This window comes from Polynucleobacter sp., assembly GCF_044342855.1.
GTDB lineage: Bacteria > Pseudomonadota > Gammaproteobacteria > Burkholderiales > Burkholderiaceae > Polynucleobacter.
Map to the genome: position 1 here is coordinate 1 of NZ_JBIIPA010000036.1, position 15,505 is coordinate 15,505.

Sequence of the window (15,505 nt, forward strand, 5' to 3'; positions counted from 1 at the left end):
ATCTTGATGAGATTGCCTGGAGACTCAATACCAGACCCAGAAAGAGTTTAGGATTTAAGTGTCCAGCAGAATTGTTTACAACAGAAGCATTTAATTTTAAAGGGCATCACGCTTCACTTTTTGCACTTGCTCATTGAAACCGCCGAAGTTCTAGAAAAACTTCAAATGCATAAAAGGGTATATGGGATATTGGGACTTGTATAGCGAGATGGCTATTCGCCTTCTTCTGGCACTATTAGCCGGAACAATTTTGGGTTTAAATCGCTGGATGCATCACAAATCCGCAGGCATCAGAACCCACTCACTCGTAGCGATCGGCTCAGCTACAGCAGTACTTTCTATCGGCCATCTTGGAACAACAGATGTTCAAGCTCTAAGTCACGTATTACAGGGTCTAATCACTGGTTTAGGATTTTTGGGTGCAGGTGTGATTATTAGGGAGCGCAGCTCACATCGAGTCCATGGTCTGACCACTTCAGCCAGCATCTGGTCTGTGCCTTAATTGCCGCAGCCTTCGGGGCTGGTGAGCTCATTTTGGGCGGTCTAGCGCTGTCTACAATCCTTATCACCCTCATCATAGGAGGGCCACTAGAGCAACTATTCAGCAGGCTCACTGGGGTCAAGCGGGAATCAGAAATTTCTCCAGATCCCGACTAAAAAGTGCATTTAAAGGCAAAAAAAGCAGTTTTGTCATATTACTTTGCTAGCATCTGATCATTCTGATTACTTTTACCTGGAAATGCCATGAGCGATTACAAATATGAAGATGCTGTAAAACAGCTTCAAGAGACAGGTGCCATCGGCTTACAGGACTTTAAAAATCTTTCTTACGAAGATTTGAATGAGCTTCTCGAGGAAATCAAGGTGTGGTGTCTCTATGCCAACGGTAAGCTAGATAAGCTCCCGAAAGAATCCAAAAAGAAAAAGGATAAGAAAGACAAGAAAGACAAGAAGGATAAGAAGGATTAAGTCGGTAAAGCTTTCTTAAGTAGCAATACGCTCTTTAGGGAAGCGTAAAGTAAACGTACTCCCCTTGCCGGGCGCACTCTCAATAATTAACTGGGCTTGATGTCGATTAGCAATATGCTTGACGATTGCCAATCCAAGCCCTGTTCCCCCTGTATCTCTAGATCTACTTCTATCTACCCTATAAAAACGCTCAGTCAGTCTAGAGAGATGCTCTGAAGCGATTCCAGGGCCAGTATCAGCAACAGAGAACTCACCCTCTCCACTCTCGTTCAAGCGCCAATTGGTGGTAATTGAACCAATATCTGGAGAGTAGCGGATAGCATTGGAAACGAGGTTGCCAAATGCTGAGAGAATCTCTCGTTCTTCACCCATCAAATTACATGGGCTAGAGACCTCAAAATTAAAGGCATGATGCCCTTGAGAAAGCGCCTCAGCATCATTCTTGAGCAAAGCCATTAGGGTTGGAATATTCATTACCTGCATCGGAGCAGGCAAAGTATTGGACTCAAGATTTGCGAGAGTCAATAAGTCCTCAACCAAACTCTTCATACGCTGAGCCTGAGACATCATCATCTCAAAATATTGACTTTGTTGTGCCTTGTCCAAATCGAGTGATTGCATTGTTTCTAAAAAACCCATCAATACAGTAATTGGGGTTCTCATTTCATGAGAAACATTAGCTACGAAGTCTCGTCGCATAGCATCGGCTTTTTGCAAATCAGTGACGTCCTGAACCAGCAAGAGATGCCGCTTATCGCCAAATGGAAAGACTTGCAACATCAGACTTAGGTTTGCACCCCGCCCCATTCGCTCAAGCAACAATGGCTCCTCAAATTGACGCTTATAGAGGTATTGAACAAATTCTGGGCGACGGATGAGAAAGTTAATTCTTTGCAGCGCATCACGCTTAAAGTTCAAACCAAAAAAACTCTCAGCAATGGCATTGCACCATTCGATTTGATCCTGATCATCCAACATCACAATGCCATTGGGCGATGCCTGAAACGCCTCAATAAAACGATCATGCTGCTTTTCTATCGTTCTAATTTCTTGCTTAAGATTTCCAACTAAACGCTGAAGGCGGAAAAATATCTCTTCCCAATAACCACTAGGCAAAGGCATGGTTTCAACAGCATCGGCAACAGTGTATTTTCGTAAGCGAGCCAAATTTACATAAGAATAAATGAGAGGGATTGCCAGCACACAAATTGCAGCCGTAATGGCTGAAAAAGGGCCAAAATTAGCTAATGCCAATGAAGCGGCAACAAATGCCAAGAAAATGAGCAAAGCAAAACGAGTGATAACGGATAACATACGACAATCTTAGAGCATCTAGGCAGCAGCGGGCAAAACCGCCTTTAGAGGGCCCACTTATTTAGGTCTGGGTAGGTATCTTGGTAATTCTATAGCCACTTCCCCGCACTGTCTCAATGTAGCGATCACAATCCGAGGGGGCCAAAGCAGCTCTCAGCCTTTTAATGTGGACATCGACTGTACGCTCTTCGATATAGACCTCATTACCCCACACCTTATCGAGCAAATTTGCTCTTGAATGCACTCTTTCAGGATTGGCCATCAAGAATTGAAGTAGCCGATATTCTGTCGGCCCCAATGAGACAGTTTGTGGCTCCATATTCGGCCATACAGCCATCACACGATGCGAGAGAGGGTCGAGTCTTAATGGGCCAACGGATAGCGGTCCAGTATCTTCAACTGGGGTTTGGCGGCGCAATAGCGCTTTCACGCGAGCAACCAACTCTTTTGGCGAAAATGGCTTTGTAACATAATCGTCAGCACCTGAATCCAGACCCAAGACCTTATCGGATTCCTCGCTTTTAGCGGTAAGCATCAGAATTGGCAATGAGCGAGTGCGGTCATTAGCTCTGAGTTCGCGAGCAAACTGAACACCTGATTTGCCTGGCAACATCCAGTCCAAAATTAGCAAACTAGGTAGTTCATCTCGCATCATGTTTAAGGCAATATCAGTTTGCATTGCCTTTTCAACAACATATCCAGCATGAGTTAAATTGATCGCAATCAGTTCTGCGATAGAAGGCTCATCTTCAACAATCACTATGCGGTGAGTCATCATGGGTTCCGTAGGGGTGCTGATTATTCTTTGTTTGCCTCGCGTACTAAATCCTCATGCGGAATATGACGCACATCAGAACCTTTAGCAATATAGATTACAAATTCAGCGATATTTTTTGCATGATCACCAATACGCTCAATTGCTTTAGCAATTGTCAACATATCTAAGCCAGTTGAAATAGTATGTGGATCTTCCATCATGTAGGAAATCAGCTTGCGTACAAAACCCCTGAACTCTTCATCAATTTGGCGATCTTCCTGCACAACATCTGCAGCAGCAATCGTATCCAAGCGAGCAAAGGCATCCAAGCTACGACGCAATAATGAAATCGCCATTTGACCTGATAAACGAATTTCAGCAACGTTAATATTGTGGGTTGCACCAGACTCAATCAAACGCTTCGTTCTCTTGGCAACACGCTCCGCTTCATCGCCGGCACGCTCAAGATTGGTAATCGCTTTAGAAACTGCCATGACTAAACGTAGATCTCGTGCTGTCGGTTGGCGGCGTGCAATTAATTCCGTACAAGCCAAGTCGATCTGAATCTCTAGATCGTTAACCATCTTCTCATTTGCAACAACAACATTGCAAGTTTCAATATCCATTTGCGTAAAGGCGCGCATCGCCGTTGAAATCTGTGATTCAACAAGGCCGCCCATTTCTAGCAAACGACTAGAAAGGGAATTTAAATCTGCATCGAATTGTGATGAAAGGTGTTTATCTGGCATTTATATCTCCAATTAACCGAAACGACCGGTAATGTAATCTTCTGTTTCTTTACGCTTAGGCTTGATAAAGATTTCATCTGTCTTACCGTACTCAATCAGACTTCCAAGGTACATATATGCAGTGTAATCGGAGACGCGAGCTGCCTGCTGCATATTGTGGGTAACGATGGCAATCGTGTATTCATGCTTGAGCTCATTGATCAACTCTTCGATCTTGCCTGTAGAGATTGGGTCTAAAGCTGAAGTTGGCTCATCGAGCAGGATGACGGATGGTTTTACTGCAACACCACGCGCAATACAAAGACGCTGTTGCTGACCGCCAGAGAGGGATAAGCCGCTTTGATTGAGCTTATCCTTAGCCTCAGTCCACAAAGCGGCTTTATTCAAAGCCCATTCAACACGCTCATCCATTTCAGAGCGAGAAAGTCTTTCATAGAGACGTACCCCAAAGGCAATATTCTCATAAATGGACATTGGAAACGGTGTAGGTTTTTGAAAAACCATACCGATGCGTGAGCGGAGCAAATTTAGATCTTGTCCAGGCTCCAGGATATTTTGGCCGTAGAAGTTAATTTCCCCTTCTGCGCGTTGACCTGGATATAGGTCATACATGCGGTTGAGGGTTCTGAGCAAAGTAGATTTGCCACAACCAGATGGTCCGATGAAGGCAGTAACTTTACCCTCTTCAATATCCAAATTGATATCTTTCAGACCCTGAAAGGATCCGTAAAAGAAATTGAGGTTACGCACTTCAAGCGCATTCTTGACCTCATGCTGCGTCTCTTGATTTGTACTCATATTTGTTCTCACTCCTTGACTATCAATCTGATTTAAGTCAAACATTGTTTTCATATTGCTCATCATCCCTGGACTTTCTCGCGGAAAACTACTCGAGCTAGGATGTTTAAGCCCAATACAGCAAAAGTAATTAACAAGGCTCCACCCCAGGCAAGTTCAACCCAGTTATCGTAAGGACTCATCGCAAACTGGAAGATCACAACCGGTAAGTTCGCCATTGGGGCGTTCATATTGGTAGAGAAGAATTGGTTATTAAGCGCGGTGAACAACAAAGGCGCTGTTTCACCACTCACACGAGCTAGGGCTAACAAGATTCCCGTCATCACACCACTTTGAGCAGCCCTTAGGGTAATCATGAAAGCCACTTTCCACTTTGGAGTACCCAAGGCATAGGCAGCCTCTCGCAAGCTTCCAGGCACCAAGCGCAACATATTCTCTGTCGTACGCACAACCACTGGAATTGCAATCAAAGCCAAAGCGATCGTGCCGGCCCATCCTGAGAAGTGGCGTACTTGAGCAACTACAAAGGCGTATACGAATAAGCCAATCACAATTGATGGTGCTGAAAGCATGATGTCAGTAACAAAACGGGTGATGGCAGCGATACGACTGCGATCACCATACTCAGAGAGGTATAGGCCAGCTAAAACACCAATCGGCGTGCTGATCAGAGTACAGCAACCCACCAACATCAAACTTCCAACAATCGCGTTAGCTAAGCCACCGCCCTCAGATCCCGGTGCCGGGGTACTTTGGGTAAACAGAGTGATATCTAGCGCAGAAAAACCTTTAAAAATTAATACGCTCAGGATCCAAAGCAAAAAAACCATACCTAAACCCATAGCAAACATGGATAAAGCTAAGCCAATTTTATTGGCGCGCTTACGTCTCGCAAAAACTGCTGGATCAATATTTGTAGTGCCGTTCATGTTTTTAAGCCCTGCTTCTTCTCCATGTTGCTAAGCATCCATTTAGCGAATGCCAGCACAACAAATGTGATTATGAAAAGTGCTAAACCCAATGCAAACAAAGAAGATAAATGATTACCTGCCTCAGCTTCGCCAAACTCATTTGCGAGCGTTGACGCAATTGAAGTTCCTGGCGCAAATAAGGAAGGTGATAAACGGTGTGCATTACCAATCACAAAGGTCACGGCCATCGTTTCACCGAGCGCCCTACCTAGACCCAACATTACGCCACCGATGACGCCAGCCTTGGTGTATGGAAGAACGACATTCTTCACCACTTCCCAAGTTGTGCAGCCGATTCCATAGGCAGACTCTTTTAAAACTGGAGGAACAATTTCAAACACATCACGCATTACGGATGCAATGAATGGCAGAATCATCATCGCTAGAATCAGACCGGCACAAAGAATCCCGATACCATTAAATGCACCTGAAAATAAGATTCCTAAACCGGGAATCTGACCCAAGGTCGCAGCCAAGGCTGGCTGAATATATTCAGCAAACAATGGGGCAAAAATAAAGAGGCCAAACATACCGTAAATAATGGATGGAACCGCTGCTAGCAACTCTACCGCAGTACCCAATGGTCTACGTAGAGGGCCAGGACAAAGCTCAGTAAGGAATACGGCAATACCAAAACTGAGTGGCACAGCTATCAATAAGGCAATCAAAGAAGTGACTAAAGTACCGTAGATGGCAATCAGGCCACCAAACTCGCCATTAACAATATCCCACTCCTGGGTAAAGAAAAATCCAATGCCAAAGGTGCTCAAGGCTGGCCAGGCATTACTTACCAAGGACACCATGATCCCAAGCAAGGCGATTAGCACGGACAAAGCAAAAAATTGCGTAATTCCGTGAAATAGAAAATCTTGAATACGCTGCAACTTAGCAATTCGAAGCGCTTGCGGCGTCGGTGCTGAGTGAGACTGGGTCGATTCAATCATAAATTGCACTTATTTAAATATTGAAACAGCCCCACTTTCGGTGGAGCTGTTTTTAAGTGATAACTAAGAAATCTTAATCATCAATCCTTACTTAGTTACAACCTTTGAAAACACATTCTTGCGAATGAAGTCTGTTGTTACATCAGGCATCGGTACATAGTCCAACTCTTCAGCCATCTTCTTGCCATCCTTGAATGCAAAGTCAAAGAACTTAATCACTTCAGCGGCATTCGATTTGTTTTCTGGATTCTTGTAGATCAAGATAAAAGATGCGCCAGTGATTGGCCATGATTTAGCGCCAGAAGCATTGGTAATGAATGTACCCATACCAGGAATCTTAGACCAGTCTGTACCAGCAGCAGCTGCAGCAAAGGTGAGATCGTCAGGCTGAACAAATTGACCATCTTTATTCTTCAAAGAAACGCTAGTCATTTTATTTTTCTTAGCATATGCATACTCAACATAGCCAATTGCACCTTTAACGCGTGAAACGTTTGCAGCAACTCCCTCGTTACCTTTGCCACCTACAGATGAAGCTGCCGGCCATTTAACCGCGGCGCCTTCACCAACTGCATCTTTCCAGTTTTGGCTAACCTTAGCTAAGTAGTTTGTAAAAATTGCAGTAGTTCCAGAGCCATCTGCACGATGCACTACAGTAATTGGCAAGTCAGGCATCCTCATACCTGGGTTATTCAACACGATACGCTTGTCGTTCCAGTTGACAATAACGCCCTGAAATATGTCAGACAAAGTATCTGGAGATAACTTGAGCTCGTAAGGCTTTATACCTTCAACGTTAATTACTGGAACAACACCGCCAATAATTGCTGGAAACTGGAGTAAACCGTCTTTTTCTAAGTCTTCGAACTTCACTGGATTGTCGGTTGCACCGAAATCAACAGTCTTCGCTTTAATTTGCTTGATACCACCGGAAGAACCAATAGATTGATAGTTCATATTTGAACCGGTTTTTGCTTTGAAAGCTTCGGCCCATTTGGCGTAGATCGGGTATGGGAATGTTGCGCCAGCACCGGTCATATCGGCTGCGAATGCAACTGGTGCAAATGAAATCGCACTAATTACTAGCGCTTTTTTCAAGAATGAGTTCATGCGGATCGTTCCTCAGATAAATAACGCAACATTGCGATAACTGAACGATACGTTTTGAGTATGACCCTTTTATGACAAGTGTCAAAAAAGAAATAAATCCAATAAAATCAATGATTTAGATAGTTGGCACTAAATTAGCAATGCTCTTAGCAGAGCTCATAGCCACATTGCCGTCTTGGGCTTCAACCATAACCCGCAGGACTGGTTCTGTGCCTGAGGCACGGATAAGTACCCTGCCAGTACCCTTGAGGTCACTTTCAACCTGGCTTACCTTGGATTTAAGGGCGCTATCCGTCTTCCAGTCATATCCTGCCTTGAATTTGATATTCAAGAGCACTTGGGGGAAGATTTTTACGGAGTCTAGCAATTGAACCAGACTCTTCTTGGCCTGACTCATGGCCGCTAGGACTTGTAATGCGGCAATGGTGCCATCGCCAGTTGAATGTTGATCTAAGCACAGAAGATGACCCGAACCTTCACCACCAATAATCCAGCCTTTTTGTTTGAGCAATTCCAATACATAGCGATCTCCTACATTGGCGCGCTCAAATCCGATACCCAAACCTTTGATGGCGTTTTCTACCGCGAGGTTGGTCATTAAGGTGCCAACTACACCACCCATTACTTGACCACGTTCGATGCGGTCTTTTGCGAGTACGTATAGAAGTTCATCACCGTTGAACAATCGACCCGAGGCATCGACCATTTGCAAGCGATCGGCGTCACCATCTAAAGCAATGCCAAGATCTGCTTTGGTTTCTTTAACTTTAGCAATTAATGCTTCGGGGGATGTCGCACCAAAGCCATCATTGATGTTGCGGCCGTCAGGTTGAATGCCAATAGAGATGACTTCAGCGCCAAGTTCATGAAAGACATGCGGTGCAGTATGGTACGCAGCGCCATGTGCACAATCTACAACTAGCTTCATGCCTTTGAGATTGAGCTCACCCGGAAAGGTAGATTTACAAAACTCAATATAACGACCAGCAGCATCGTCTAAACGAAATGCCTTACCCAATTCTTTTGAGCTAACGCAGCCCATCGGTTTTGCTAGCTCAGCTTCAATAGCCAACTCAAACTCATCACTTAACTTTCCACCTTCAGCAGAGAAGAATTTAATACCGTTATCTTGATAGGCATTGTGTGATGCTGAAATCACTACACCTGCAGATAAGCGCAATGCTTTAGTAAGGTAGGCAACTCCAGGGGTCGGCATTGGTCCACACAACATCACATCAACACCAGCAGCGGCAAAGCCAGCCTCTAAAGCAGCTTCCAATAAATAACCGGAGACACGGGTATCTTTACCAATCAGAATTTTGCAACGCTCACCAGGCTTTGCCTGGCTACTGAGTACTTTGCCCGCAGCATAGCCGAGGCGCGTGATGAACTCCGGAACAATCGGAAATTGCCCTACTTCACCGCGAATGCCATCAGTGCCAAAGTATTGTTTTTTCATAGGCTTGATTATAAAACTTGTGTGTATTTAGCCAAACAAGTTAATTCTGGACCGCTTCCCAGAGCTTTAAGGAGTCAACCGTCTCCTGGACGTCATGTACACGGATGATTCGAGCACCCCGATCAGCAGCCAGAATGGCAGCAGCAACACTGGGTGCTACGCGGTCATTGGTATCACGACCCGTTAACTTACCTAACATTGATTTACGGGAGATCCCCGCCAGAACCGGATAACCCAATTGCGAGAATTGATCAAAATCAGCCAGCATCTTGAGGTTGTGCTCAAGACTTTTACCAAAACCAAATCCAGGATCAATTGCAATTCTATTTTTAGCAACGCCTTGATCCTCAAGCAAAGCAGCGCGCTCTTGCAGAAACGCTTTTACCTCTGCGATGACATCTTGATAGTCAGGATCAAATTGCATGGTTTGCGGGTCACGCTGCATATGCATTAAAACAATGCCGCACTGTTTATCTGGATTGCTTTTATCACTCTCGATAACAGCCTCTACTGCACCCTCTTGTCGTAAAGCCCAGATGTCATTGATGCAATCCACTCCGGCCTTGAGCGCTTGGCGCATGGTCTCAGCTTTATAGGTATCGATTGATAGCGCTACGCCACAATCTTTTAAAGCCTCAATCACTGGCAAGACACGATCCAATTCTTCTTGTAGAGAGACTGGTTCAGCGCCGGGGCGAGTAGATTCTCCGCCGATATCAATCATGTCTGCGCCATTGGCAATCATGCGTTCAGCTTGAGCAATAGCATCGCTTACGGTTCTAAACTGGCCACCATCCGAAAATGAATCTGGTGTGGCATTGAGAATACCCATCACTAGCGGGCGTTGACGTTTACTAAAGTCAAAAAGAAAACGCCCGCAACGCCATGTTGCGGGCAGAGTTTGCTTCATCACCTTGCTATTGGCTTGAAGCTAATTAAGCAGTCGCTGGAGCAGCGCCCGCAGCAGGACCTGGCGTTCCAGCAGAATTACCAAACTGGGTTGCTGGTGGCGGCTTTGGAGTACGCGGTGGACGACCTTCCATGATGTCGGTAATCTGTTCAGCATCAATGGTTTCCCATTCAAGCAAAGCAGCAACCATTGCTTCAACCTTGTCACGGTTTTGCTCGAGGATAGATCTTGCCAATGCGTATTGACTATCGACCAATGCACGAATCTCTGCATCCACCTTTTGTTGTGTCAACTCAGAAACGGTCTTTGAGCTAGTACGGCCAAACATGCTTTCAGATTCAGTATCGACGTAAACCATCGTACCCAAGCTATCACTCATACCGTAGCGGGTCACCATGTCGCGCGCCATTTTGGTAGCACGTTCGAAGTCATTTGAAGCGCCAGTGCTTGAAGAATGCAAGAACACTTCTTCGGCAGCGCGGCCGCCAAACAAAATCGCCAACTCTTCCATCATGCGGTCTTTATACAAGTTCACACGGTCAAACTCTGGCAACTGCCATGTAACACCTAGCGCCATACCGCGCGGCATGATGGTGACCTTGTGCACTGGATCTGCTTTAGGCAATACCTTAGCAACCACTGCATGACCAGACTCGTGATACGCCGTATTACGACGCTCTTCTTCACGCATCACTGCAGACTTGCGCTCAGGACCCATATAGATCTTGTCTTTGGCATCTTCAAAGTCTTTCATATCTACTGCACGCTTATTACGACGTGCTGCGAACAATGCTGACTCATTTACCAGGTTTGCCAAATCTGCGCCTGAGAAACCAGGGGTGCCGCGCGCTAATACAGCTGCGTCAACGTCTGGATCAATCGGAACTTTGCGCATATGCACTTGAAGAATTTGCTCACGACCACGAATATCTGGCAAGCCAACGTGCACTTGACGATCGAAACGACCAGGACGTAATAAGGCGCGATCCAATACATCTGAACGGTTAGTTGCAGCAACAACGATCACACCGCTATTACTTTCAAAACCATCCATCTCAACAAGCATTTGATTCAAGGTCTGCTCACGCTCATCATTACCGCCGCCCATACCGGCACCGCGATGGCGACCAACCGCATCGATCTCATCAATAAAGATGATGCAAGGAGAATTTTTCTTTGCGTTCTCGAACATATCGCGCACGCGTGATGCACCAACACCAACAAACATCTCTACAAAGTCTGAACCAGAGATAGCGAAAAATGGAACTTTTGCTTCACCCGCAATTGCACGTGCCAGCAAGGTCTTACCAGTTCCCGGAGGGCCTACTAGTAATACGCCATGCGGAATGCGGCCACCAAGCTTTTGAAACTTTTGCGGATCTTTAAGGAAGTCGACAATCTCAAAGACCTCTTCTTTAGCTTCATCACAACCAGCAACATCAGCAAAAGTAACAGTGTTGCTGTTCTCATCAATCAAACGCGCCTTGGATTTGCCGAAAGAGAATGCTCCGCCCTTACCGCCGCCCTGCATCTGACGCATCATGAAGAACCAGAAACCAATAATCAATAAAGTCGGTCCAAGGTAGTACAAAGCAGAAACCAATATATTGGGTTCGTCATCTGCTTTACCAGTAACTTGGACGCCGTATTTCATTAGATCGCCAACCATCCAAATATCTCCCGGGGAAATGATGGAATATTTGTTGCCGTCGTTTGGAGTGACTTGCAGTGTGCGACCTTGCACATCAACTCGTTTGACTTTGCCAGCTTTGGCATCGTCCATGAATTGAGAATACGTGACCTGATTCTGATCTTTAGGCTTATCAAACTGTTTAAAAACAGTAAACAGCACTAGACCCACAATGAGCCACACACCGATTTTTTGCAACATATTGCTATTCAAAAGGAGACCTTTGCCGGATTAATCCGGGAGTTAAAGCGGATTGCTATACCTAAGTATTTGATTCTACTACCAGGCTTTTTCAAGAGCTGAGAGCCAATTTATTTAATAAACCCCTACTTTCAGGGGGTTATTTAGGCGGCTTGAGATCTCGGCCAAGTAAAAAGATTTCAGAAGACTTCGCTCTGGACGCTTTTGGCTTTCTGGAGGCTACTGTTTTAAAGACTTTTTTAAAGGATTCCACGATTTGGCTGTAGCCACTACCGTTAAAGCACTTAATCAATAAGGCGCCTTCTGGCTTGAGGTGCTGAACCGAAAAGTCCAGGGCGATTTCAGCTAAAAAGGCCATTCGAGCAGCATCTGCCACGCCTACCCCAGAAAGATTGGGGGCCATATCGGACATCACGAGATCGACTTTTCCACCCGCATCGGCTGGTAAGAGCGCCTCTAGCGCCTTTAAACCCTGGTCTTCACGAAAGTCTCCCTGAATAAAGGAAACGTCTGCAATATCCTCCATCGGCAGAATATCGATCGCAATAATGATTCCATCTGGCTTGCCGGATTCAATATTGGGGTTGTTTTTACCAAGCTCAGTCAGGCGATTACGGGCGTACTGAGACCAACTCCCAGGAGCGCTCCCGAGATCCACAATAGTCATGCCTGCTTTGATGAGTCGGTCTTGCTCATCTATTTCGCTCAGCTTATAGACGGCTCGTGCGCGATAGCCCTCTTTTTGAGCCATCTTCACGTAAGGATCATTTAGATGATCCTGCAACCAACTTTTATTAAATTTATTCTTTGCCACAACTTACCCACTTTCGGCGTCCATTTTCCTTGTTTATGCCCTACAAGGCAAAAGGAATCGACGTAAAACATCTTGATATGAGTCTATATGAGGCCGAAAGCCCTGTTTTACAAGCCCTAATGCTCTATCATCGAGCTCATGACTGCACTTACCATTACCCCCGCACAACGTAAATCCCTTAAAGCTGACGCTCATGGACTAAGTCCAGTCGTCATGATTGGTGGCGATGGCCTGACCCCTGCGGTCCTTAAGGAGGCTAAGTTAGCGATCTCTCATCATGGCTTGATTAAAGTTCGCGTCTTTGGCGATGATCGCGATGCACGCGTTGCCATCTATGGAGAGCTTTGCGACAAACTCGGTGCAGCGCCAGTTCAGCACATCGGTAAATTACTCGTACTTTGGAAACCAATTGATATTGTTGATGCGGCCCTCTCCAATTTAGGGAGATCAAGCAAGCAGACCAAGAAATCATTGCAGGCACCACGCACTAAACGCCAACCGAATCGTATTGTCGCAAAAGCCGGTGTACGCACTAGTACTTCCGAGAGATCAGATCGACGTTCTGCAGTCAGCAAGTCACCTTTTGAAAGAGTTGCGGCTGCAAAGAGCGCCACTCCGAAGAAACGCGTTCTGCGTGCTGATGCTGCCGAGTCAAAGATTGGTTGGTCATCACCCGGCTACCGCAAAGCTGTTGCAGCGCCTGCACCAATTAAGAAACGCAAAGTACGCATGAGTAGTACTAAGAAGAAATCCTTGGGCTCTTGATACCTAGGGCATGACCAAGTGCTTCAGCAAAAAACGCCGCTAGTCGGCGTTTTTTATTGCTTACCTCTTAGTAAGACGCCAGACCAAGGTGATTCCTAAAAGACTTTGCAACATAAACAGAATGCTAGAGGCTCCGTGTAGTCTGCCAAACAAAGAGCTGAAGGAGACAACATGACTGGCATACCTTGAGCTAAAGCGTTATCTCTGAGGGTGTTCATCCAAGGGATGAAGATAAAGGCGGCTGAAACTGAACATAGCAGCATTGCCAATAAAAGCCAACGAATGAGTCTAAATTGATTGAGGCCGCGATTAACCAAGAGATTAGCCAACACCATTAGGCCGATACACACGATTAAGCTGAGGTAAGCCTCTAATTTGAAGATGCTGCCAGCAACCATTCCAGCAGCTTGACGATCAGTCATCGTACTGAAGATAGCCGGAGCGACTAAGTAGCCCATAGTAAGGAGGCTACCAACCCATAGACCTGAAATCACCATAAAAAGTCTTTGGGCCTCAGCATGTTTCAGAGTCTCTAGAGTCTGCATATACCTTCCTGATAGCCCTAGGCTTTTACTGTTTGGGTTAACGCACGACCTCTAAACCATCCATATATCACTGGCAATACCAAGAGGGTCAAAATAGTCGTCGTAACCATACCACCCACAATGACCAAGGCCAAAGGACGTTGAGCCTCAGAGCCGATCGAGTGAGATAAGGCGGCTGGTAACAGCCCTAAACCAGAAAGTGCGGCTGTCATTAGTACCGGGCGAACGCGTAAAGAAGCGCCCTCCACCATCACATCTTTCATCTCGCCATGCTCGGTAGCGGCGGTCTTATTAATAAAGGAGATCAGAATCACACCATCCTGAATTGCAATACCAAATAAAGATAAGAATCCAAAGAATGTAGAAATACTTAAAGTCTCGCCAGCAAGATGCAATGCAATCACACCACCGATCGCAGCAAATGGCACATTGATCATGACGATCACTGCATCACGGAAATTACCAAAAGCGCTAACTAGCAATAAGAAGATGCCCAGCAATGCCAAAGGCACGATCAGCATCAATTTCTTCTGCGCTTGTTTCATTTGATTGAATTGACCATCCTGTAGTATCCCCCGTCAAGCCGACATTCCTAAAGTGTTGTTTTCTGCCTGCGCTCGATAGTCTCTAGGCGATATTCTGCCAAGCGATCTGTGTGGTCGTTCTTCGTTGTAAATCGTAATCCAGCTTTCTGTAATTTCACGCACCTCCGTAAGGTTTTCAAATAAATACGCATTGAGTACTTCATGACGGTAGGTTTTATTAAAGCGCTCTATAAACGCATTTTGTTGCGGCTTACCGGGCTGGATAAATTTGAGCTCAATGCCTTTAGATTCACACCAACCCATAAAGATGGCAGACCGTAGTTCACTTCCGTTATCCAGACGTATGGCTTTGGGCAGGCCATGGATCTCTTCTAACTGCTCTAAGGTTCGCACTACTCTGGCTGCTGGCAGGCTAATATCGATTTCAATAGCCAAGATTTCGCGGCTGGATTCATCAATGACATTCAGGGTTCTAAAGGGCCTGCCGTAATGCAAGGTGTCGTACATAAAATCCAAGGCCCACATCGAGTTGGCTTCGGTCGGGGCAATGAGCGGAACTCTCGGCATCTTGGGGATGCGCTTCTTAGTTCTTCTGGGTAAGTTCAAGCCCATCTCCTTGTAAATACGCCATACCCGCTTGTGATTCCATTCATAGCCCTGATTGCGCATCCAATCAAAGCACAATCTAAAACCCCAGCGACCATTTTTAGTAACCACTTGATTAAGCACTTCAATGACAGGCTCGTCCGTCTTAGCTCTACTGCTTGGGCGCTCGTAATACGATGACCTGGCCAGCCCCAGATGAGCGCAAGCCCTTGTAATGGGTACTGCTTCTTCGCCAACCAGGTAATCGACTGCATCTCTTTTGCTGGTTGGCGCTAGAGCTTTTTTTCGATGAGGTTCTTTAGCGCTCGGTTATCGTGAGTCAGTTCAGCAACCATCGTTTTATATTCGGAGAGCTGCT

Annotated in this window: 16 protein-coding genes and 1 pseudogene; 3 read left to right on the top strand and 14 right to left on the bottom strand. The window is 45.8% G+C overall.

Annotation, left to right across the window (positions count from 1 at the left end):
- Positions 1–181: 181 nt before the first annotated feature.
- Both ACIQZ3_RS09785 and ACIQZ3_RS09790 read left to right on the top strand, forming a co-directional pair.
- The gene (locus tag ACIQZ3_RS09785) at positions 182–502 is read left to right on the top strand and encodes an MgtC/SapB family protein (protein WP_397392659.1); all 321 of its coding nucleotides are present in this window, start codon (positions 182–184) and stop codon (positions 500–502) included.
- A gap of 242 nt (positions 503–744) precedes the next feature.
- Positions 745–969 (top strand): hypothetical protein, encoded by a 225-nt coding sequence (locus tag ACIQZ3_RS09790; RefSeq protein ID WP_397392661.1) that lies wholly within the window; start codon positions 745–747, stop codon positions 967–969.
- Between the two features lie 15 nt (positions 970–984).
- Here ACIQZ3_RS09790 and phoR read toward each other — a convergent pair whose 3' ends face one another.
- From phoR to ACIQZ3_RS09845, 11 genes are all read right to left on the bottom strand, one after another.
- On the bottom strand, positions 985–2,283 hold the full coding sequence (gene phoR, locus ACIQZ3_RS09795; RefSeq protein WP_397392663.1) for a phosphate regulon sensor histidine kinase PhoR: 1,299 nt from the start codon (positions 2,281–2,283) through the stop codon (positions 985–987).
- Between the two features lie 61 nt (positions 2,284–2,344).
- On the bottom strand, positions 2,345–3,058 hold the full coding sequence (gene phoB / locus ACIQZ3_RS09800) for a phosphate regulon transcriptional regulator PhoB (RefSeq protein WP_397392665.1): 714 nt from the start codon (positions 3,056–3,058) through the stop codon (positions 2,345–2,347).
- 23 nt (positions 3,059–3,081) lie between these two features.
- Entirely contained in the window at positions 3,082–3,789 is a 708-nt protein-coding gene (phoU, locus tag ACIQZ3_RS09805; protein ID WP_397392667.1) for a phosphate signaling complex protein PhoU, read from the bottom strand.
- Between the two features lie 12 nt (positions 3,790–3,801).
- Positions 3,802–4,587: a phosphate ABC transporter ATP-binding protein PstB gene (pstB, locus tag ACIQZ3_RS09810; RefSeq protein WP_397392669.1), complete on the bottom strand. Its 786-nt coding sequence runs from the start codon at positions 4,585–4,587 to the stop codon at positions 3,802–3,804.
- Between the two features lie 62 nt (positions 4,588–4,649).
- A complete protein-coding gene (pstA, locus tag ACIQZ3_RS09815) occupies positions 4,650–5,516 on the bottom strand; it encodes a phosphate ABC transporter permease PstA (protein WP_397392671.1) in 867 nt (288 codons plus the stop codon).
- On the bottom strand, positions 5,513–6,502 hold the full coding sequence (gene pstC, locus ACIQZ3_RS09820) for a phosphate ABC transporter permease subunit PstC (protein ID WP_397392673.1): 990 nt from the start codon (positions 6,500–6,502) through the stop codon (positions 5,513–5,515). The genes pstA and pstC overlap by 4 nt, the downstream gene beginning before the upstream one ends.
- Before the next feature lie 87 nt (positions 6,503–6,589).
- Positions 6,590–7,612 carry a phosphate ABC transporter substrate-binding protein PstS gene (gene pstS, locus ACIQZ3_RS09825; RefSeq protein WP_397392675.1) on the bottom strand — a complete coding sequence of 341 codons (1,023 nt, stop codon included), beginning with the start codon at positions 7,610–7,612 and terminating at the stop codon, positions 6,590–6,592.
- Between the two features lie 115 nt (positions 7,613–7,727).
- Entirely contained in the window at positions 7,728–9,071 is a 1,344-nt protein-coding gene (glmM, locus tag ACIQZ3_RS09830; RefSeq protein WP_397392677.1) for a phosphoglucosamine mutase, read from the bottom strand.
- A 40-nt stretch (positions 9,072–9,111) separates the two neighbouring features.
- A complete protein-coding gene (gene folP / locus ACIQZ3_RS09835) occupies positions 9,112–9,981 on the bottom strand; it encodes a dihydropteroate synthase (protein WP_397392679.1) in 870 nt (289 codons plus the stop codon).
- Positions 9,982–10,006: 25 nt separating this feature from the next.
- The gene (gene ftsH / locus ACIQZ3_RS09840) at positions 10,007–11,884 is read right to left on the bottom strand and encodes an ATP-dependent zinc metalloprotease FtsH (RefSeq protein WP_397392681.1); all 1,878 of its coding nucleotides are present in this window, start codon (positions 11,882–11,884) and stop codon (positions 10,007–10,009) included.
- A gap of 127 nt (positions 11,885–12,011) precedes the next feature.
- Complete coding sequence (locus tag ACIQZ3_RS09845; RefSeq protein ID WP_397392683.1) at positions 12,012–12,686, bottom strand: RlmE family RNA methyltransferase; 675 nt, start codon at positions 12,684–12,686, stop codon at positions 12,012–12,014.
- Between the two features lie 138 nt (positions 12,687–12,824).
- On the opposite strand from ACIQZ3_RS09845, the gene ACIQZ3_RS09850 reads away from it, so the two are divergent.
- Positions 12,825–13,451, top strand: a complete 627-nt coding sequence (locus ACIQZ3_RS09850; protein ID WP_397392685.1) for a YhbY family RNA-binding protein — start codon at positions 12,825–12,827, stop codon at positions 13,449–13,451.
- A 95-nt stretch (positions 13,452–13,546) separates the two neighbouring features.
- Here ACIQZ3_RS09850 and ACIQZ3_RS09855 read toward each other — a convergent pair whose 3' ends face one another.
- The 3 genes and pseudogenes from ACIQZ3_RS09855 to ACIQZ3_RS09865 all read right to left on the bottom strand — a co-directional run bounded on the left by ACIQZ3_RS09855 (position 13,547) and on the right by ACIQZ3_RS09865 (position 15,387).
- The gene (locus ACIQZ3_RS09855; protein ID WP_397392687.1) at positions 13,547–13,996 is read right to left on the bottom strand and encodes a DUF4149 domain-containing protein; all 450 of its coding nucleotides are present in this window, start codon (positions 13,994–13,996) and stop codon (positions 13,547–13,549) included.
- 17 nt (positions 13,997–14,013) lie between these two features.
- Positions 14,014–14,559 (bottom strand): annotated as a pseudogene (locus ACIQZ3_RS09860) (efflux RND transporter permease subunit); the annotation flags it as partial.
- Between the two features lie 15 nt (positions 14,560–14,574).
- Positions 14,575–15,387: an IS3 family transposase gene (locus tag ACIQZ3_RS09865; protein WP_397392689.1), complete on the bottom strand. Its 813-nt coding sequence runs from the start codon at positions 15,385–15,387 to the stop codon at positions 14,575–14,577.
- Between the last annotated feature and the right edge of the window lie 118 nt (positions 15,388–15,505).

Coding starts and splice junctions, on each gene's coding strand:
- ACIQZ3_RS09855 (WP_397392687.1), bottom strand. CDS start 13,996: ATGCAGACTCTAGAGACTCTGAAACATGCTGAGGCCCAAAGACTTTTT.
- pstB (WP_397392669.1), bottom strand. CDS start 4,587: ATGAGTACAAATCAAGAGACGCAGCATGAGGTCAAGAATGCGCTTGAA.
- pstS (WP_397392675.1), bottom strand. CDS start 7,612: ATGAACTCATTCTTGAAAAAAGCGCTAGTAATTAGTGCGATTTCATTT.
- phoU (WP_397392667.1), bottom strand. CDS start 3,789: ATGCCAGATAAACACCTTTCATCACAATTCGATGCAGATTTAAATTCC.
- phoR (WP_397392663.1), bottom strand. CDS start 2,283: ATGTTATCCGTTATCACTCGTTTTGCTTTGCTCATTTTCTTGGCATTT.
- ACIQZ3_RS09790 (WP_397392661.1), top strand. CDS start 745: ATGAGCGATTACAAATATGAAGATGCTGTAAAACAGCTTCAAGAGACA.
- pstC (WP_397392673.1), bottom strand. CDS start 6,502: ATGATTGAATCGACCCAGTCTCACTCAGCACCGACGCCGCAAGCGCTT.
- phoB (WP_397392665.1), bottom strand. CDS start 3,058: ATGACTCACCGCATAGTGATTGTTGAAGATGAGCCTTCTATCGCAGAA.
- pstA (WP_397392671.1), bottom strand. CDS start 5,516: ATGAACGGCACTACAAATATTGATCCAGCAGTTTTTGCGAGACGTAAG.
- glmM (WP_397392677.1), bottom strand. CDS start 9,071: ATGAAAAAACAATACTTTGGCACTGATGGCATTCGCGGTGAAGTAGGG.
- ACIQZ3_RS09850 (WP_397392685.1), top strand. CDS start 12,825: ATGACTGCACTTACCATTACCCCCGCACAACGTAAATCCCTTAAAGCT.
- folP (WP_397392679.1), bottom strand. CDS start 9,981: ATGAAGCAAACTCTGCCCGCAACATGGCGTTGCGGGCGTTTTCTTTTT.
- ACIQZ3_RS09785 (WP_397392659.1), top strand. CDS start 182: ATGGGATATTGGGACTTGTATAGCGAGATGGCTATTCGCCTTCTTCTG.